This window comes from Brachybacterium sp., assembly GCF_052095815.1.
Classification (GTDB): Bacteria; Actinomycetota; Actinomycetes; order Actinomycetales; family Dermabacteraceae; genus Brachybacterium.
The window spans coordinates 1-16,139 of sequence record NZ_JBQDLF010000039.1; the positions used below are offsets into that span (position 1 = coordinate 1).

Annotated in this window: 16 protein-coding genes; 9 read left to right on the plus strand and 7 right to left on the minus strand. The window is 69.6% G+C overall.

Going from position 1 to position 16,139, the window contains the following annotated elements; translation table 11 throughout:
• Nucleotides 1–239: 239 nt before the first annotated feature.
• Complete coding sequence (locus ACTH43_RS14045; protein ID WP_441445522.1) at nucleotides 240–1,172, minus strand: aldo/keto reductase; 933 nt, start codon at nucleotides 1,170–1,172, stop codon at nucleotides 240–242.
• A 62-nt stretch (nucleotides 1,173–1,234) separates the two neighbouring features.
• On the minus strand, nucleotides 1,235–2,074 hold the full coding sequence (locus ACTH43_RS14050) for an aldo/keto reductase (RefSeq protein WP_441445523.1): 840 nt from the start codon (nucleotides 2,072–2,074) through the stop codon (nucleotides 1,235–1,237).
• Between the two features lie 75 nt (nucleotides 2,075–2,149).
• Between ACTH43_RS14050 and ACTH43_RS14055 the strand changes: the two genes are divergently transcribed.
• Nucleotides 2,150–3,124 carry a LysR family transcriptional regulator gene (locus ACTH43_RS14055; protein WP_441445524.1) on the plus strand — a complete coding sequence of 325 codons (975 nt, stop codon included), beginning with the start codon at nucleotides 2,150–2,152 and terminating at the stop codon, nucleotides 3,122–3,124.
• Between the two features lie 117 nt (nucleotides 3,125–3,241).
• Here ACTH43_RS14055 and ACTH43_RS14060 read toward each other — a convergent pair whose 3' ends face one another.
• Both ACTH43_RS14060 and ACTH43_RS14065 read right to left on the minus strand, forming a co-directional pair.
• The gene (locus ACTH43_RS14060; protein ID WP_441445525.1) at nucleotides 3,242–4,090 is read right to left on the minus strand and encodes an NAD-dependent epimerase/dehydratase family protein; all 849 of its coding nucleotides are present in this window, start codon (nucleotides 4,088–4,090) and stop codon (nucleotides 3,242–3,244) included.
• Between the two features lie 61 nt (nucleotides 4,091–4,151).
• Nucleotides 4,152–4,499 carry a hypothetical protein gene (locus ACTH43_RS14065; RefSeq protein ID WP_441445526.1) on the minus strand — a complete coding sequence of 116 codons (348 nt, stop codon included), beginning with the start codon at nucleotides 4,497–4,499 and terminating at the stop codon, nucleotides 4,152–4,154.
• Between the two features lie 190 nt (nucleotides 4,500–4,689).
• On the opposite strand from ACTH43_RS14065, the gene ACTH43_RS14070 reads away from it, so the two are divergent.
• The 4 genes from ACTH43_RS14070 to ACTH43_RS14085 all read left to right on the plus strand — a co-directional run bounded on the left by ACTH43_RS14070 (nucleotide 4,690) and on the right by ACTH43_RS14085 (nucleotide 7,467).
• Nucleotides 4,690–5,400 (plus strand): alpha/beta fold hydrolase, encoded by a 711-nt coding sequence (locus tag ACTH43_RS14070; RefSeq protein ID WP_441445527.1) that lies wholly within the window; start codon nucleotides 4,690–4,692, stop codon nucleotides 5,398–5,400.
• A gap of 10 nt (nucleotides 5,401–5,410) precedes the next feature.
• On the plus strand, nucleotides 5,411–6,280 hold the full coding sequence (locus ACTH43_RS14075) for an alpha/beta fold hydrolase (RefSeq protein WP_441445528.1): 870 nt from the start codon (nucleotides 5,411–5,413) through the stop codon (nucleotides 6,278–6,280).
• A 90-nt stretch (nucleotides 6,281–6,370) separates the two neighbouring features.
• Nucleotides 6,371–6,916 (plus strand): LysR substrate-binding domain-containing protein, encoded by a 546-nt coding sequence (locus ACTH43_RS14080; RefSeq protein WP_441445529.1) that lies wholly within the window; start codon nucleotides 6,371–6,373, stop codon nucleotides 6,914–6,916.
• Between the two features lie 77 nt (nucleotides 6,917–6,993).
• Nucleotides 6,994–7,467 (plus strand): S-ribosylhomocysteine lyase, encoded by a 474-nt coding sequence (locus tag ACTH43_RS14085; RefSeq protein WP_441445530.1) that lies wholly within the window; start codon nucleotides 6,994–6,996, stop codon nucleotides 7,465–7,467.
• On the opposite strand, the gene malQ is transcribed toward ACTH43_RS14085, so the two are convergent.
• The gene (gene malQ / locus ACTH43_RS14090) at nucleotides 7,454–9,577 is read right to left on the minus strand and encodes a 4-alpha-glucanotransferase (protein WP_441445531.1); all 2,124 of its coding nucleotides are present in this window, start codon (nucleotides 9,575–9,577) and stop codon (nucleotides 7,454–7,456) included. The genes ACTH43_RS14085 and malQ overlap by 14 nt on opposite strands.
• 45 nt (nucleotides 9,578–9,622) lie before the next feature.
• Complete coding sequence (locus tag ACTH43_RS14095) at nucleotides 9,623–11,224, minus strand: dolichyl-phosphate-mannose--protein mannosyltransferase (RefSeq protein WP_441445532.1); 1,602 nt, start codon at nucleotides 11,222–11,224, stop codon at nucleotides 9,623–9,625.
• Between the two features lie 95 nt (nucleotides 11,225–11,319).
• Between ACTH43_RS14095 and rsmI the strand changes: the two genes are divergently transcribed.
• Complete coding sequence (rsmI, locus tag ACTH43_RS14100) at nucleotides 11,320–12,162, plus strand: 16S rRNA (cytidine(1402)-2'-O)-methyltransferase (RefSeq protein ID WP_441445533.1); 843 nt, start codon at nucleotides 11,320–11,322, stop codon at nucleotides 12,160–12,162.
• A 259-nt stretch (nucleotides 12,163–12,421) separates the two neighbouring features.
• Here rsmI and rpmF read toward each other — a convergent pair whose 3' ends face one another.
• The gene (gene rpmF / locus ACTH43_RS14105; protein ID WP_096799564.1) at nucleotides 12,422–12,592 is read right to left on the minus strand and encodes a 50S ribosomal protein L32; all 171 of its coding nucleotides are present in this window, start codon (nucleotides 12,590–12,592) and stop codon (nucleotides 12,422–12,424) included.
• A gap of 321 nt (nucleotides 12,593–12,913) precedes the next feature.
• On the opposite strand from rpmF, the gene ACTH43_RS14110 reads away from it, so the two are divergent.
• Genes ACTH43_RS14110 through ACTH43_RS14120 form a run of 3 tightly spaced genes read left to right on the plus strand, consistent with a single transcriptional unit; the run spans nucleotide 12,914 to nucleotide 15,719 of the window.
• Entirely contained in the window at nucleotides 12,914–13,888 is a 975-nt protein-coding gene (locus tag ACTH43_RS14110; RefSeq protein ID WP_441445534.1) for a TatD family hydrolase, read from the plus strand.
• On the plus strand, nucleotides 13,885–14,793 hold the full coding sequence (rsmA, locus tag ACTH43_RS14115; RefSeq protein ID WP_441445535.1) for a 16S rRNA (adenine(1518)-N(6)/adenine(1519)-N(6))-dimethyltransferase RsmA: 909 nt from the start codon (nucleotides 13,885–13,887) through the stop codon (nucleotides 14,791–14,793). The genes ACTH43_RS14110 and rsmA overlap by 4 nt, the downstream gene beginning before the upstream one ends.
• Complete coding sequence (locus ACTH43_RS14120) at nucleotides 14,793–15,719, plus strand: 4-(cytidine 5'-diphospho)-2-C-methyl-D-erythritol kinase (RefSeq protein WP_441445536.1); 927 nt, start codon at nucleotides 14,793–14,795, stop codon at nucleotides 15,717–15,719. The genes rsmA and ACTH43_RS14120 overlap by 1 nt, the downstream gene beginning before the upstream one ends.
• The last annotated feature ends 420 nt before the right edge of the window (nucleotides 15,720–16,139 follow it).

A 16,139-nucleotide genomic window follows, 5' to 3' on the forward strand; every position in this document is an offset into this window, starting at 1 on the left:
CACAACGGACGCGTGGACCCTCTCCCCCATCGCCTCGTCGGAGATGCCGACGACGCGGGGGGGGGGGGGGGGCCCGCCGCCGGTGGGGGGCGGGCGGGGCCCGGCCGCCCCCCCCACCCCCCATCCCCCGCGCGGGGCGACCACCCCCCCAACAGCCCCCCCATATCCCCCTCACCCCCGGCCTCTGACCGCTACGGCCACCCCGCCAGCGCCCGCTTCTGCTATGTGTGCCGGCGGGCTCAGGGGACCGTGTACCCCGCAGCGCGGAACAGGTCGTACCACTCCGAACGCTCGAGAGGAACCTCGGAGCCGAGCGCCGCATCAGCCACCCGCTGCGGCGTGGTGGTGCCGAGGACGACCTGCATCCGAGCGGGATGGCGCGTGATCCAGGCGACGGCGATCGCGATCGCGGGGACGTCGTACTTCGCCGCGAGCCGATCGATGACCTCGTTCAGCTCCGGATAGTCCGGCGAGCCGAGGAACGGTCCGTTGAAGAACCCGGCCTGGAACGGCGACCACGCCTGGAGCGTGATGTCGTGGAGCCGGCAGTAGTCGATCAGGCCGTCGTCGCGGGTGATCGACTGATCGAGCGCCTGCATGTTGGCCGCCACGCCCTGGGCGATCAGCGGTGAGTGCGTGATGGAGAGCTGCACCTGATTGGCGACGATCGGCTGCCGCACGAACTTGCGCAGCAGATCGATCTGGCGGGGCGTGTGGTTGGAGACTCCGAAGGCACGGACCTTGCCCGCGGCCTCGAGCTCGTCGAAGGCCCGAGCGACCTCTTCGGGCTCCACCAGCGCGTCCGGCCGGTGCAGGAGGAGGATGTCGATGTAGTCGGTGCCCAGGGCCTTGAGCGATCCTTCGACGGACTCGATGATGTGCTCGTAGGAGAAGTCGAAGTAGGGCCCCGAGGGCACGATCCCGGCCTTCGTCTGGATCACCCAGTCGGCGCGCTCGCTCGCGGAGAGCTGGAGAGCCTCGGCGAAGCGTCGCTCGCAGCCGTGGAGGTCGGAGCCGTAGACGTCGGCGTGATCGAGGAAGCTGATGCCGGATTCCCGAGCGGTACGGATCAGGGTCCGCACCTCGTCATCGGTCTTGTCCTGGATGCGCATCAGTCCCAGGGTCACATTGGGAACGGTGATGTCCGTGCCCGGCAGTGTGAAGGTCTTCATGGTCGAGATCGTGTCCCTTGGTCGTCATATGGGGTGGAGGTTGCTCGCGGAAGGCGGGGCGGTCAGTTGACCTCGAGCGGGTGGCCGCCCACGCGTCCGGAGCCGTCACGAGGATCGAGGGCGTCGATCCTGGAGACCTCGTCCGCGGTGAGCTCGAAGCCGAACACGTCGAGGTTCTGGGCCATGCGCTCGCGGTGCACGGACTTCGGGAAGACGATGATGCCGCGCTGCAGGTGCCAGCGGAGCACCACCTGAGCGGGAGACACCTCATGCGTTGCTGCGGCTGCGGCGACGGCCGGAGCTTCGAACAGAGGGTACTTGCCCTGCCCCAGCGGGCCCCACGACTCGATGTGCATGCCGTGCTCGGCACCCCAGGCCAGGATGTCGCTCTGCTGATGGGCCGGGTGCAGCTCGATCTGGTCGACAGCGGGGACGACTCCCGTGTCCTTGACGATGCGATCCAGATGCTCGGGAAGATGGTTCGAGACCCCGATGGAGCGGGAGAGACCCGCGTCGCGGATCTCGATGAGCTTCTCCCAGGCGTTGGAGTAGGTGTTCTTCTCGGGGGTCGGCCAGTGCGTGAGGTAGAGGTCGACGTAGTCGAGGCCCAGCTTCTCCAGACTCGTGCGGATCGCGTCGTGCGGGGCCTCGCCCGCCTGCTGGTCATTCCACAGCTTGGTGGTCACGAACAGCTCGTCGCGCGGGATGCCGCTGCGCGCGATCGCAGCGCCGACGCCCTCTTCATTGCCGTAGATCGCGGCGGTGTCGATATGCCGGTAGCCGAGCTCCAGGGCGGTGCTCACTGCTTCCTCGGCCTCAGCCGGCGCAACTTTGAAGACGCCGTAGCCGAGCTGGGGGATGCGATGGCCGGAGTTCAGGGTGAGGGTGGGAACTGATGTCATGCAGGACAGACTAGAAGCGCGTAATCTACTCGTCCAACAGCTTGCATCGATGAGATTGAGAAGCAGGAGTGGTCAATGGAGCTTCGCCAGATGGAATATGTGGTCGCCCTCGCGGAGGAGCGGCACTTCACGCGCGCCGCGGACCTCGCGGGCATCTCCCAATCGGGACTGTCCTCGGCGATCCGCAGTCTGGAGACGGAGCTCGGCACGCCGCTCTTCGACCGCACCACCCGCAGGGTCGAGCCCACCCCCGCGGGCTATGCGCTGCTCCCGCACGCCCGCGCGATCCTCGATGAGGCGGCGCGGGCCCGCGACGCCGTGGTCAGGGTCAGCCGCACCGTCACCGGCTCGCTGAGGGTCGGTGCCGAGCAGTGCCTCGGCCTCGTCGACGTCGCCGCACTCCTGGAGCGCTTCCATCGCCGGTATCCCCTGGTGGAGACAGAGTTCGTCCAGTCCGGTTCCCATGAGCTGGTCGATGCCGTGCGCACCGGGCACCTCGACGTCGCCTTCGTCGCGACCACTCGGCATCTGGGGGCCGTACGGCATGTGCCGCTCGGCCATGAGCCGCTGGTGGTGCTCCTGCCGCCTGCTCATCCGCTGGCCTCGCACTCGGAGCTCAGCTGGGATCTGCTGGACGGGCAGGCGTTCGTGGACTTCGGTGCTTCCTGGGGTGTGCGCACGCTGAACGATGAGTTGCTGGCCGCGCATGGGATCTCCCGCCGGGTGCGCTGCAGCGTCAACGACGTCCACACCCTGCTCGACCTGGTCAGGCGCGGGCTCGGCATCGCCATCGTCCCGCAGCATGTCGCGGCGAGGCCGCAGGCCGAGGGGCTGGGTCAGGCGCCCTTGCCCGGTGCGACCTCCGTGGAGTGGACCGTCAGCGCGATCAGCCCGATGCACGAGAGGACGGACATTCCTGCGGGAATGCTGCTCGAGCTGCTCGGGGAGACCTGTCTCGGAACCGATGGCGCGGACCTCTGCGATCAGCCAGATTCCCTCGCCCGCGAGCTGGCGGACGAGGCGCGGGCCCCGCAGCCGATCGACGGATAGGGCGAGCGCAGCGTCAGTCGGAGGACCTCAGCCGGAGGGCTCAGCACGACGTCGACGCCGCGTGCTCGAGCACTCCTCCGCCCGGGCCCGCGCTCTGGAGTTACGGGGCTCCGGTCCTCACACCGGTCTGCGCCAGCTGTGCTTCGGCTCGAAGCCCAGGACGGTGCGGGCCCTGTCGATCGACAGCAGCGTCCCGTTGCCCGCGATGTCGCCGTGCACGGGGACATCAGGGAAGACCTCGGCGACGAGCTCGGTGTTGTCGCGCGACATCACGGTATCGGCGGCGGCGATGATGAAGCGGTCGAAGCCAGGGGCCCGGTGCTCGAGCGCGAGACGCACGGCCTCGGCGCCGTCACGGCCGTCGACGTAACCCCAGAGATTCCATTTGCGCAGCGTCGCATCGGCATCGAAGGACGGGAACTCGGCGTAGTCCGCCCCATCCATGACGTTCGAGAAGCGCAGTGCGATGATCTTCAGCTCCGGATGCCAGCGCGTCAGCTCGATCGCCATCTGCTCCTCGAGGTGCTTCGAGAGCGAGTAGGTCGATTCCGGGCGCGCCGCGTAGTCCTCGTCGACCGGGATGTACGGGGGTGGGGTGTCGAAGGGCAGTCCCAGCACCGTCTCGCTCGAGGCGGTCACGATGTTCGTGATGCCGGCCTTGATCGCGGCGTTGAACACGTTGTAGGTGCTGAGGAGGTTGTTCTGGAACGTCGCAGTGTTGGTCGCGAGCCCCGGCGCCGGAATCGCGCTGAGGTGCACGACGGCGTCGAACCCCTCAGGTGCCTGTTCATCGATGCCGGTGAGCGCGTCGAGCACCTGGCCGGCATCGCGCAGGTCGATGCGCACGAAACCGGAGCCCCGTTCCCCTGACTGGTCGAGATTCACGACCAGATGTCCGTGGTCACGGAGGCTGCTGACCACCGTGCGTCCAAGCTTTCCCGAGCCACCCGTCACTGCGATTCTCATGCGCTCATGATGCACCATCGGTATTGCCCCCATCGGCCGCATTCCGCACGCCTGACGTCTCTCAGGCCCCGGCTGTCGTGGGAATCGGGTGGAACCGGCCGCCCATGCCTCGGGTGAGCACCACGGCGCTGCCCGGGGCCACGCGGGCGGCCGTGTCCTCGAGATGCTCGATGACCACCGCAAGGGCATGGCGTGCGACAGCATCCTCCGTGCTGCGAACGCTCGCGTCGACCGCGAAGCGCAGTGCCACCCGCCCGACCCGTCGTCCGGCCACCAGAGGTGCTTCCACCTCCTTCTGCTCGACCACGTGCAGGGTGCCGAGGGCGAGCACGGCCTGCTCCATGACATCGCCGGGGGAGCAGCCGGGGTGGAGCGTCCCGATGGGCACATGCATGCGGTAGCTGGGCATGGGCGAAGGCTATCCGTGCTCACCCGTCCTGTTCACGGGACATGCTCACCCGCCCTGCTCACCCCCTGCTCACCCTCCTGCTCATCTGGTCGAGCGCGTGGCCCGGCCTCCCGGTGCCCGCACGGACGGCGCTACGCTGTCGTTCGGGAAGATCGTGCGGCGGGCAGGGCTGAGCGGGGAGCGGACGACCATGACGCAGAGCATCGTGCTGATCCATGCCATCCGTTCCTCACGGACGATGTGGAAGGGGCAGGTGCGACGGCTGCGCGAGCGGGGCTATGAGGTGATCGCCCCGGATCTTCCCGGGCATGGCCGTCGTCGTGACGAGGAGTTCAGCCTCGACGGTGCGCTGGCGACGATCGACGAGGCCGTCGGCGCGTGCGCGGAGCGTCCGCTGCTGGTCGGGCTGTCCCTCGGCGGCTACCTGACCCTGCACTGGGCCGGCACCCATCCGAGCCGATTGGCCGGGGTGGTCGCGGCGGACTGCACCATCGTGCCGGGACCCGCGACGGCCCGGCTCTACGGGCTGTGGATCTCGATGAAGGACTGGCTGCCCGGCGATTCCGACGCCCGGGTGGCCCGCGCCTTCGCCCGCCGTCACACCCGCAAGGCGGCCAAGCGCTATTACGGCGGTGGTCGCGCCCATGGGGTGGTCCATGCCGTGGTGCGGCTCATCGGCGGTCTCGATCTGCTCGCAGATATCGCGGAGATCGACGTCCCGATCACGTTCATCAACGGCGAGCACGATCCGTTCCGACGCCACGAGGCACTGTTCATCGAGGCCGCCCGGGACGCGGAGCTGGTGATCCTCTCCGATGCCGGTCATATCGCGAACCTCTCCCGACCGAAGCGGTTCGCGAAGTTGCTGGACCGCTCCGCACGGGCGAGCGCGCTGGTGTGAGCATGACGGAATGAACACAGACCACGACGCCGCGAAGGACGCCGCAGACGCCGCCGCGCTGGATGCCGCTGACGCCGCCTTGCTGGACGCCACCGACGGCGCGGCACAGCTGCCGGGCCCCTGGCCGGTCGTCCTGGTGCATGGCACTCGCACCTCCCATAGCCAGTGGGACCTCCAGCTGCCATCGCTGCGCGCCGCGGGGCACCAGGTGGTCACGCCGGACCTGCCCGGACACGGCACCCGCCGCGGTGAGCCGTTCACGCTCCCGGCCGCCGTGGCAGCGATCGAGGACGCAGTCCTCCACAGCCACCAGCGCATCGGCGAACCGGTGCACCTGGTGGGCAGCTCCCTCGGCGGCATGCTCGCGATCCACGTCGCCGCGCGACTCGCCGCAGTCCCGGGGGCACTCGGCTCGCTCACCGCCTGCGGGGCGGCCCTCCAGCCCGGCCCGCGTGGAGCGAGCCTGTACGGGGCACTGATCCGGGGCACAGATCTCGTGCCGGGCATGCGCAGCGGCAGGAGCGGTGACCCTTTCACCTGGATCCTCGGGCAGGACGGAGCTCGGGCCTACCTGCGCGGCGGCCGAGCGGACGCCTCCGTGATCGCCCCCGCCTTCGCCGCGGTTGCTTCCTTGGACCTGCACGACGATCTGCGCCGGATCGATGCTCCGGTCACCTTCCTGCACGGCCGGAGCGACCACCTGCGCTCACATGAGCGGAGCCTCGTCGCAGCCGCCCCGCATGGCCGTCTGGAGCTGCTTCCCTACGGCGACCACATGGTGAACCTCAAGGCGCCCGGCCGCTTCACCGCCGATCTGATGCGAGTGCTCGCCCGCGCCCAGCGGGAACAGACCCAGCGGGAGCAGAGCCAGCAGGACTAGACCCAGCGGGAGCAGCCCGAGCGGTAGAGCAGGCCGTAACAAGCCTGGCAGGAGCAGAGAGAACAGACCGAGGAGCCGTAGGCTGGGGGCATGCACTCCACCCCCCTGCGCGTCGGCTTCGTGCCCGGCGTCGAACCTGACCGTTTCCTGCGCCGATGGAAGTCCGGCCACCGGGACGCCTGGCTCGAGCTGGTCCCCGTCCCGCTCTCGCGCCAGCACGAGGCGCTCACGGCAGGAGAGGTCGACATGTGCTTCGTGCGTCTGCCGCTGGTGGCGGAGGAGCTGCACATGGTCTCGCTGTGGGAGGAGCGCGCCGCGATCATGGTGGGCACCGAGAATGTGCTCAGCCTGCTCGACGAGGTCGGCGAGGAGGACCTGGTGGACGAGACCGAGATCCCCTCCGCACTCCCCGACGACGCGGCAGAACGGATCGCCGTCGTCGCCGCAGGAGTCGGCTACACCCGCGTCCCCCTCTCGCTCGCCCGGCTCCACCACCGCAAGGATGCCGTCGCCCGGCCGCTGCACGATGCTGAGCCCACCCGTATCGCCCTGGCCTGGCCGCGCGCAGCGGACGATCCGGTGCGCCAGGAATTCGTCGGCGTGGTCCGCGGCCGGACCTCACGTTCCAGCCGCTGACCAAGAACCAGCCCCGACCCAGCCCCGAACCAGCCTCGACCCAGCCCCATGAACGAGCCCACGAAGGAGCATCACCGATGACCGAGCAGCCCCGCATGAACGTCGAGAGCTTCAACCTCGACCACCGCACCGTCGCCGCGCCCTACCTCCGCATCGCGGATCGCAAGGAGCTGCCCGGTGGTGACGTGCTGACGAAGCTCGATGTGCGCTTCACCCAGCCCAATGTCGCCCACCTCGAGTCCGAGACTGTCCATTCGCTCGAGCACATGATGGCCGAGCACATGCGCAACCACTCCGGCGACGTCCTGGACGTCTCCCCGATGGGCTGCCGCACCGGCTTCTACGTGCTGCTGGTGGGCGACCACTCCACCGAGGGCTTCGCCCCCGTCCTCGAGGCCACGCTGCAGGATCTGCTGACCGCGACCGAGGTGCCCGCCGCCAATGAGGTCCAGTGCGGCTGGGGCGCCCACCACAACCTCGAGGGTGCGCAGGCCGCAGCCCGCGAGTTCCTCGACCGGCGGGCCGAGTGGGGTCAGGTCACCGCGAGCTGATGCCCTCGCGCACCGCCGCCAGCAGGCGCGCGGTGCGCTCGTCGGTCGCGATGTCGTCGATCGACACCGGGGTGCCATCGGCGTCCGCCAGCGGGATCCGCCAGTTCGGGTACTCCTCGTCGGTGCCGGGCTGGTTCTGGATGCGCCGCTCACCGACGCAGTCCACGAGCGAGACGCCCAGCAGCATCGACGGGGTCCGTGCCAGGTGGCGGTGCAGGGCCAGCACGGTCTGCTCGATATCCGCGCCCGGGGCGAGCAGCCCCTCGCCGCGCAGCACGTCGAGCACCTGCTCGCGACCGGTCGCGTCAGCCTCGAGCTCCTCGGCGAGATCCCGCTCGAGCAGTCCCAGCTCGTGGCGCAGCGCCACATGGTCGCCCGCCAGGTAGCCGGCCGTGGGCGGCAGATCGTGGGTGTTGACCGAGGCCATGCACAGGGTGCGGTAGTCCTCGGCGCGCAGCGGACGGCCCTCGCCGTCGTACTCGAACCACAGGATCGAGGTGCCCAGGATGCCGCGGTCCACGAGGTAGTCCCGCACCCACGGCTCGAAGGTGCCGAGGTCCTCCCCGACTACCAGGGTGTTCGAGCGCTGCGCCTCCAGGACGAGGATGCCGATCATCGCCTCATGGTCGTAGGAGACGTAGGCGCCGTCGGCCGCCCCATGACCCTCAGGGATCCACCACAGCCGGAACAGCCCGAGCACATGATCGATCCGCAGCGCCCCCGCATGGCGCATCAGGGTGCGCAGCATGTCCCGCCACGGCCGATAGGCGGCGTCGCGCAGCCGCTCGGGATGCCACGGCGGCTGATGCCAGTTCTGGCCCTGCTGGTTGTACTGATCGGCCGGCGCACCGACGCCGACACCGGCGGCGAGCACGTTGCGCAGCCGCCATGAGTCCGCACCGATCTGCTCGACCCCGACGGCGAGATCGTGCATGATCCCGATCCGCATCCCGGCATCGCGCGCCGCGGTCTGGGCGGCGCTCATCTGCTCGTCCAGCAGCCACTGCGTCCAGACGTGGAAGTCGATCCGCCCGGACAGCTCGCGACGGGCCTGCTCGAGGGTGGCCTCATCGAGGTTCTGCAGGCAGGCCTCATCGGCCGTGCCGCGCACCGACTCCGCGATCGCGGACCACAGCGCGAAGTCCTCCAGCCCCTGCCCCTCACGGGCACGGTAGGCATCCAGCAGCGCTCGCCGTCCCGCGGTCAGCGGCACCCCGAACAGCTCCTCGAGCGCCTGCAGCTTCGCCGTGAGCACCTCGTCGCGTTCGAGGCGGTCCACGCGGTCGTTCCAGTCGGACACGCCCTCGCGCAGGAGACTCACTCGCTGCCGGGCGAAGTCGGACAGCTCCCGGTGCTCAGGGACGTCCTCGATGCGCAGGTACAGCGCACTGGTGAAGCGGCGGGTGACCGGCAGATAGGGGGACGGCTCGACAGGCGGGGTCGGGTAGGAGGCGTGCAGGGGATTGACCAGTAGGAAGTCTGCTCCGTGGCGGGCGCCGCTGATCGCGGCGAGATCGCGCATGTCGGCGAGGTCGCCGATGCCCCAGGAGCGCTCCGAGCGCACCGAGTACAGCTGGGCCTGGATCCCGAATGCGCGCCGGGCGGCGTACTCGGCGTGGACGGTCAGCCGGGCGGGCGTGACCACGAGGTCCGCTTCGACCGGGCCCTGCGAGGTCTCGGCGACCAGTCGATGCCAGCCCAGCGGCAGTCCGAGCGGCACGTAGAAGCGTGCGCGGCCCCGCAGCGTCCCGTCGAGCTCGAAGGGCGGGGTGTGGTCCTCAGCCTGGTGGAGGTCGCGGCGGCCGCCGTCCTCGAGCCGCAGGTGCAGGCTCACCGCTGTGCCGTGCTCGATATGGACGGGAACCGTGGTGGCGCGGTCCTCGCGCAGCACGGTCACCGGGGGGAGCGTGCGCTCCCAAGGGGCACGTTCACGCGCGCGCCGTACGGAGGCGATGTCCTCCTCGGTGCTCGCGGGCGCACCGAGCGCGCCGAGGATCGCGTGCAAGGTGTCGTCGGCGACATCTTTGAGGGTGCCGTCCCAGCCCCAGTACTGGGTGCTGACACCGAGGTCGCGGGCGAGATCACGCAGCGCTGAGGAATCTGGGGCCATGGGGCAATCGTAGCGGCCGGTGCTGCCGCGACGTACCGTGTCGGCTCAGGTCCAGGACGGCAGCCACATGCGGTACCGCCACTGCTCGACGTCGAGCACCTGGCCGGTCCATACCGGCCAGAAGAACGCGGAGACCAGGACGATCAGCACCAGCAGGGAGCCGACGAACAGACCGCCCGCCAGCCGTCGTTCCCTGTCCGCGCCGGCGGGACCGATCACCAGCGTCATCACATAGGCCAGGCACAGGATCAGCCAGGGCGAGAACGCCACGGCGTAGAAGGTGAAGATCGTGCGGTCGGTGTACATCAGCCACGGGAGGTAGCCGGCGGCGATTCCCGACAGCGCTGCCCAGCCCCGTCCATCCCGGAAGACCACCGCGATCACCAGCGTCACCAGGAGCGCCAGCGTCCCCAGCCACCAGATCAGCGGATTGCCGACCGAGAGGATGTGCGCGCCGCACTTGGCGACCTCGCATCCCTGCTCCCCATACTCGTAGGAGCGGTAGTAGAAGTTCGTGGGGCGCAGCTGCAACAGCCAGCCCGCAGGGTGCGCCGCATAGGGATGCTCCGAATCCAGCCCGACGTGGAAGGAATAGGCCTGGCGGTGGTAGAGCCACAGCGACAACAGCGAGTCGAGCACCCCGTTGCCGGTGGCCATGTCCTGCTCCGCCGTGAGGTGGCGGTTGTAGCCGACCGCAGAGGCGAACCAGCCGGCGAACGACGCCACATAGGTGACCAGCGCGATGCCGACGATCGCGAGGAAGGCGGGCACGGCATCCCGGACCAGGCCGCCCAGCAGCCAGTCGCGCTGGGCGATGGTGCGGCGCGCCCACCAGTCCCACAGCACCGTCATGATCCCGAACACCGCGACGAAGTAGAGCCCGGACCACTTCACCGAGCAGGCCATCCCCAGCAGCAGGCCGGCCAGCAGGCGCCAGGGCCGGATCCCGCCTGAGACCCCGAGCGGAGGGGCGCTCTCGGCGCTGGCGTGCATCGCCGCCGAGGCCAGCGCGAGTCGCTCGCGGAAGCGATCACGGTCGATCAGCAGTGCACCGAACGCCGCGAGCACGAAGAACATCAAGAAGGGGTCCAGCAGGCTGGTGCGGGAGTGGACCAGGGACACCCCGTCGATCGCCAGCAGCAGGCCCGCGATCAGACCGGCGGTGGTCGAGCGGAACAGCCGTCGGCCGATCCGTGCCAGCAGCAGCACCGCGATCGAGCCCAGCACCGCCGAGGAGATCCTCCAGCCCCAGGGGTTGTCCGCGCCCAGCAGCAGCATCCCGCCGCCGATCAGCCACTTGCCCAGCGGAGGATGGACCACGTACGCGCCCTTGGGCTCGTAGGAGTCCACATCCCCGGCCTCGAAGGCGGCGTCCGGCTCCTCGGGCCAGGACATCTCCACACCCTCCTGGGTGATGGCGTAGCCGTCCTTGACGTAATAGGTCTCGTCGAAGATCAGCTCCTCGACAGACCCCAGGCCCCACAGGCGCAGCACCAGTGCCAGCCCGAACACAGCCATCGCCCCGGCCCATGCCATCCGGGACAGCGGCAGGTCGAAGGTCTTCAGCCGCCGACGGTAGGAGGCGAGTAGCGCGCCCGGCTCGTCCTCGACGGGGGCGCGGTGGGTGGCTTCCTCCTCCGTGTGCACCCGCACATGCTAGGACATCACCCGGCGGGAGCAGCGGGGCGCGCGGGGAGCGACAGCGGAGTGCCCGCGAGCCGCAGGCTGGTTAGCATGGCCAGATGCTCGAACCCGGAGTCCTCACCCTCGCCGCCACCCCTATCGGCAATCCGCTCGACGCCTCGGTGCGCCTGATGCGTGCGCTGGCCGAGGCGGACCTGATCGCCGCCGAGGACACCAGACGGCTCGCCCGCCTGGTGCGCGATCTCGAGGTGGAGACCAGCGGGCGGATCCTCTCGTACCACGAGCACAACGAGGCCGAACGGACGGGCGTGCTGCTCGAAGCGCTCGCGGCAGGGCAGCGGGTGCTGATCGTCACCGATGCCGGGATGCCGGTGGTCTCCGACCCGGGCTTCGAGGCAGTGCGGGCGGCGGCCGAGGCGGGCTTCCGGGTCACCGTGATCCCCGGCCCCTCGGCGGTGCTGACCGCGCTGGCCGCCTCCGGGATCGCCCCGGACCACTTCACCTTCGAGGGCTTCCCTCCGCGGCGCGAGGGTCGCAAGGCCTCAGCGCTGGAACCGCTCGCATCCGAACTGCGCACCATGGTCTTCTTCGAGTCGCCGCGCCGCACCGCCGCCACGCTCGCCGCGATGGCTGAGGCCTTCGGGGTGGACCGCCGCGGCGCTGTCGCCCGGGAGCTGACCAAGACCCATGAGGAGATCGTGCGCGGCACGCTGGCCGAGCTCGCTGCCTGGGCCGCCGACGGCGACGTGCTCGGAGAGGTGGTGCTCGTGGTGGCAGGGGCCGAGCCCGCCGCTGTCACTGCTGAGAGCCTCGTCGAGCAGGTGCTGGCCCGGGCTGCGGCAGGGGAGCGGCTCAAGGATGCCGCCAAGGAGCTCGCCCGGGCGCATCCCGGGGTCGGCGCGAGTGAGCTCTACGACCTCGCGCTGAAGCGGCGCAGCTGAGGCATCGCGGTTGACTCGCCGCGGTGAGGGACTGCGGCTGCAGCACCGCAGCCGCGACTCCGTGGCTGACGGGGCGCGGATCATCGCTGCCACCGAACAGGAGCGAACATGACGACGCCCCCGACAGCAGCTGCTGTCGGGGGCGTCGGCGGAGATCTCGGTGGAGCGGGCTGGGCCCGCGCCGGATCACTCCTTGATCGAGATCAGTCTGCGACTACTCGACTGATTTCCTACCGCTCGCAAGCTCGCAGTACGTCGATCAGTCCTCGATCTGGAGGAGGCCGCGCTGGTACGCCTTTGCGAGGCGACGCGGCACGGAAGCGGTGCGGCCACGAACCGTCACCTGCACGAGGTCGGCGTTGTTGGCCTTCCACTGCGAGCGGCGGGAGTGCGTGCGCGCACGGGACATCTTGAACTTGGGCACTGCCATGGGATGCTCCTTGACGGTCCGGAGGGTGAACTGGCGTTGACGCCCGTCCCGAGCAGCGACCCGAACCCGGTCCGTGAGGAATCGGGGCGCTCGGGTGCACGAAAGGACGCACAACGACGACTCATCTTGCCACATCGTGGCCTTCACCGCTCGCTCCGGGCCCGTGAGCTATCGCACCGGAGTGGTGGGATGCGTCGCACCTCACTCAGCGCGCCGGCTTGAGGTCCCTCTCTGGCCGAACCGGGCACAGTCTGGTCACGCTCGCGGCTCGGGGGCGCCCCGTTGGTCCTGGGTTCACCCCGATCCTCCTACCATGGTCGCATGCCGTCTGAGCACCAGAACCCGTCCGGCGCCGCGGTCCCGCCGCCGGTGCGCGACCGTGAGGACATCGATCCTCGCGGGAAGAAGCGTGACCGCTCCTGGCCCGCGATCCCGGAGCCGCTGCCCTTCCCTGTGATCGACAACCACTGCCATCTCGACTTCGCCGACGGAGACGAGCAGCTCAGCGTGCTCGACCATGTCGCACGGGCCGCCGCCGTCGGCGTCGATGCGCAGATCACGATCGGTTCGGATCTCGAGGCGGTGCGCTGGACCGCGGCACTGCTCGCCTCGGAGACATGCCCGCCCACCCTGCGCGGCGGTATCGCCGTGCACCCCAACGAGGCGGCGCTCCATGCACGGGGCAAGGACCAAAAGGGCCGTGAACTGGTGGGGCTGGATGAGGCGATCGCCGAGGTGTCCGAACTGCTGCGCGGCCCCGGAATGGTGGTCGTGGGGGAGACGGGGCTGGACTGGTTCCGCACCTCACGGGACGACGACCAGGCCCGCACCGCCCAGATCGAGTCGTTCCGCGCCCACATCGCGCTCGCCAGGGAACTCGATCTGCCGCTGCAGATCCATGACCGGGACGCCCATCGCGACGTCCTCGAAGTCCTCGAGGCCGATGGCGCCCCCGAACGCACCGTCTTCCACTGCTTCTCCGGCGATGCCGAGTTCGCGCGCACCTGCGTGGATCGCGGCTGGTTCCTCTCCTTCGCCGGGACCGTGACCTTCAGCAGCGCCGGCTACCTGCGCACCGCGCTCGCGGAGGTGGGACTCGGTCAGGTGATGGTCGAGACCGACGCACCCTTCCTCACCCCGGTGCCCTACCGCGGGCGACCCAACTCCTCCTACCTGATCCCTCACACCATGGCCACCATCGCCGAGGTGACGGGCACCGACCTGGAGCAGGCATGCCGCGCGATCCGCACCACCACCCAGGATGTCTACCGATGGCCTCTGGAGGTGGCGGCATGAGCGGCGAGACGACGCCCAGCGCAGGGCTCCTGCTCACCGCGCGCGATATCCGTGACCTCGCCGAGGCCGCGGGCATCCGGCCCTCGAAGCAGCGCGGGCAGAACTTCGTGATGGACCCGAACACCGTGCGGACCATCGTCGGCCGTGCCCACGTGGAGCCGGGGCAGGCGGTGCTCGAGGTAGGACCCGGACTGGGGTCCCTGACGCTCGGCCTGCTCGAGACGGGGGCCGACGTGGTCGCCGTCGAGCTGGATCGCGGCCTGGCCGAGCTGCTCCCGCTCACGCTGCGTGCCCGTGGCGTCGAGGACGACCGCTTCCAGCTCCTCCACGACGACGCCCTTCAGGTGACCGAGCTGCCTGCGCTGCCCCGAGCGGGTGAGCCGACCGCGCTGGTCGCCAATCTTCCCTACAACGTCGCCACCCCCATCCTGCTCACGATGCTCGAGCGCTTCGACTCCCTCCGCTCGGCCCTCGTGATGGTGCAGTCCGAGGTGGTGGACCGTCTCATCGCCGGCCCGGGCTCGCGCACCTATGGCGGCCCCAGCGTGAAGCTCGCCTGGTACGGGCGGGCCGTGCATGCGGGGAAGATCTCCCGACAGATCTTCTGGCCGGTTCCCAACGTCGACTCGGCGCTCGTGGAGCTGGTGCGGCACGAGCAGCCGCTCGGCACCGCCGAGGAGCGGGAGTCGGTCTTCACGATCATCGATGCCGCCTTCGCCCAGCGCCGCAAGACACTGCGTGCCGCGCTCGCCGGCTGGGCTGGGACCGCACCGCGTTCCGAGCAGATCCTGCGCGCCGCCGGCATCGACCCCGGCGCCCGTGGCGAGACCTTGGAGATCGATCAGTTCCGGGCCATCGCCCGGGCGGAACAGGGGCTGGCACGGACCGAGGGTGAGGCCCTCTGATGCCGTCCGCACTGGACCGCGTGGTCGTCCGCGCCCCGGGGAAGATCAATCTGTCGCTCATGGTGGGCGGGGTTGACGGACGCGGTTATCACTCCCTGGCCACGGTGTTCCAGGCAGTCGACCTCTACGAGACGGTCACCGCGACCCGTGCGAGCACTCTCAGCCTGGAGCTCACCTCGGAAGTCCCCGGAGAGCTCCCTCTGGATGGCAGCAACCTCGCCCTGCGGGCGGCTCAGCTGCTGCGTGAGGAATGCGCTCTGGAGGTCGGCGCTGCGCTGCACATCCACAAGCAGGTGCCGATCGCCGGCGGCATGGGCGGCGGGTCGGCGGACGCCGCGGCGACGCTGGTCGCGCTCGACCGCCTGTGGGGGACCGGGCTCGGCAGCGAGAAGCTGCGCGAGCTCGGAGCGCAGCTGGGAGCCGACGTCCCCTTCGCGATGCTCGGCCACACGGCGCTGGGGCGCGGCAACGGCACCGACCTCACCACCGTGCTCACCCATGGCGAATGGACCTGGCTGCTCGCGGTCCCCGGCGGTCACCTCTCGACGCCGGAGGTGTTCCGGAAGTTCGACGAGATCTCGTTGACGAACGGGCGTGCACTGCCCGAGCAGCCGGATCTGGATGAGCGGCAGCTGCAGGCGCTCAGCGGCGCGAACCTCGAACTGCTGGCGGATACCCTGCACAACGATCTGCAGGCCGCAGCGTTCGCGCTGCATCCGCGCCTGGAGCCGGTGGTCGAGGCCGCCGAACGGCTGGGAGCGCCGGCCGCGCTGGTCAGCGGCTCAGGGCCGACGGTCGCCGTGCTGGTCGAGGACGAAGCGCAGGCCCGAGGAATCGCCGCGGGACTGATGCGCGATGGACTCGTCGAGAGCTGCCTGGTGGCGCGGGGTTCCGCGCCGGGGGCGAGCGTGCTCGAAGCGAGCTGAGCGTCGAGCGACGGAGTCTCGCGCTTATGCGTCGGGGCTCTTCACTCTGCCGGCAGCGAGATCGTCGTTTCGGGGCCTCGATCGAGCTGGGACTCCATGGGCTCTATGGGGCTCACGATCTTCCAACGCGCTGGCCATTTTCCAACGCGCTGACCACCTTCCAATGCGCTGACCACCTTCCGACGCGCTGGCCACCTTCCAATGCGCTGAGCATCGCCACCGGTAGCCGGAGACCTCGTTCTGTACGGGGCACTTCCAGGTGCCCATCGAGCGCGGACAAACTGGTCATCCGCGGCTACCTGCTGTTCCTCTCGGTGCGATCTGTGATTGCGAAGTTGATGGTAAAGGGATCGCTATTTCGGTGTCCGGACGCCGGTCGTGCGTGTCCCACGTGACTATATGGCTCCGTCTGTGAATAAT

Excerpts from the sequence above, each read along its gene's own strand:
- ACTH43_RS14060 (WP_441445525.1), bottom strand. The coding sequence starts at position 4,090 with ATGAGAATCGCAGTGACGGGTGGCTCGGGAAAGCTTGGACGCACGGTG.
- ACTH43_RS14075 (WP_441445528.1), top strand. The coding sequence starts at position 5,411 with ATGAACACAGACCACGACGCCGCGAAGGACGCCGCAGACGCCGCCGCG.
- rpmF (WP_096799564.1), bottom strand. The coding sequence starts at position 12,592 with ATGGCAGTGCCCAAGTTCAAGATGTCCCGTGCGCGCACGCACTCCCGC.
- ACTH43_RS14070 (WP_441445527.1), top strand. The coding sequence starts at position 4,690 with ATGACGCAGAGCATCGTGCTGATCCATGCCATCCGTTCCTCACGGACG.
- ACTH43_RS14065 (WP_441445526.1), bottom strand. The coding sequence starts at position 4,499 with ATGCCCAGCTACCGCATGCATGTGCCCATCGGGACGCTCCACCCCGGC.
- ACTH43_RS14055 (WP_441445524.1), top strand. The coding sequence starts at position 2,150 with ATGGAGCTTCGCCAGATGGAATATGTGGTCGCCCTCGCGGAGGAGCGG.
- ACTH43_RS14050 (WP_441445523.1), bottom strand. The coding sequence starts at position 2,074 with ATGACATCAGTTCCCACCCTCACCCTGAACTCCGGCCATCGCATCCCC.
- ACTH43_RS14080 (WP_441445529.1), top strand. The coding sequence starts at position 6,371 with ATGCACTCCACCCCCCTGCGCGTCGGCTTCGTGCCCGGCGTCGAACCT.
- rsmA (WP_441445535.1), top strand. The coding sequence starts at position 13,885 with ATGAGCGGCGAGACGACGCCCAGCGCAGGGCTCCTGCTCACCGCGCGC.
- rsmI (WP_441445533.1), top strand. The coding sequence starts at position 11,320 with ATGCTCGAACCCGGAGTCCTCACCCTCGCCGCCACCCCTATCGGCAAT.
- ACTH43_RS14120 (WP_441445536.1), top strand. The coding sequence starts at position 14,793 with ATGCCGTCCGCACTGGACCGCGTGGTCGTCCGCGCCCCGGGGAAGATC.
- ACTH43_RS14110 (WP_441445534.1), top strand. The coding sequence starts at position 12,914 with ATGCCGTCTGAGCACCAGAACCCGTCCGGCGCCGCGGTCCCGCCGCCG.
- ACTH43_RS14045 (WP_441445522.1), bottom strand. The coding sequence starts at position 1,172 with ATGAAGACCTTCACACTGCCGGGCACGGACATCACCGTTCCCAATGTG.
- malQ (WP_441445531.1), bottom strand. The coding sequence starts at position 9,577 with ATGGCCCCAGATTCCTCAGCGCTGCGTGATCTCGCCCGCGACCTCGGT.
- ACTH43_RS14085 (WP_441445530.1), top strand. The coding sequence starts at position 6,994 with ATGACCGAGCAGCCCCGCATGAACGTCGAGAGCTTCAACCTCGACCAC.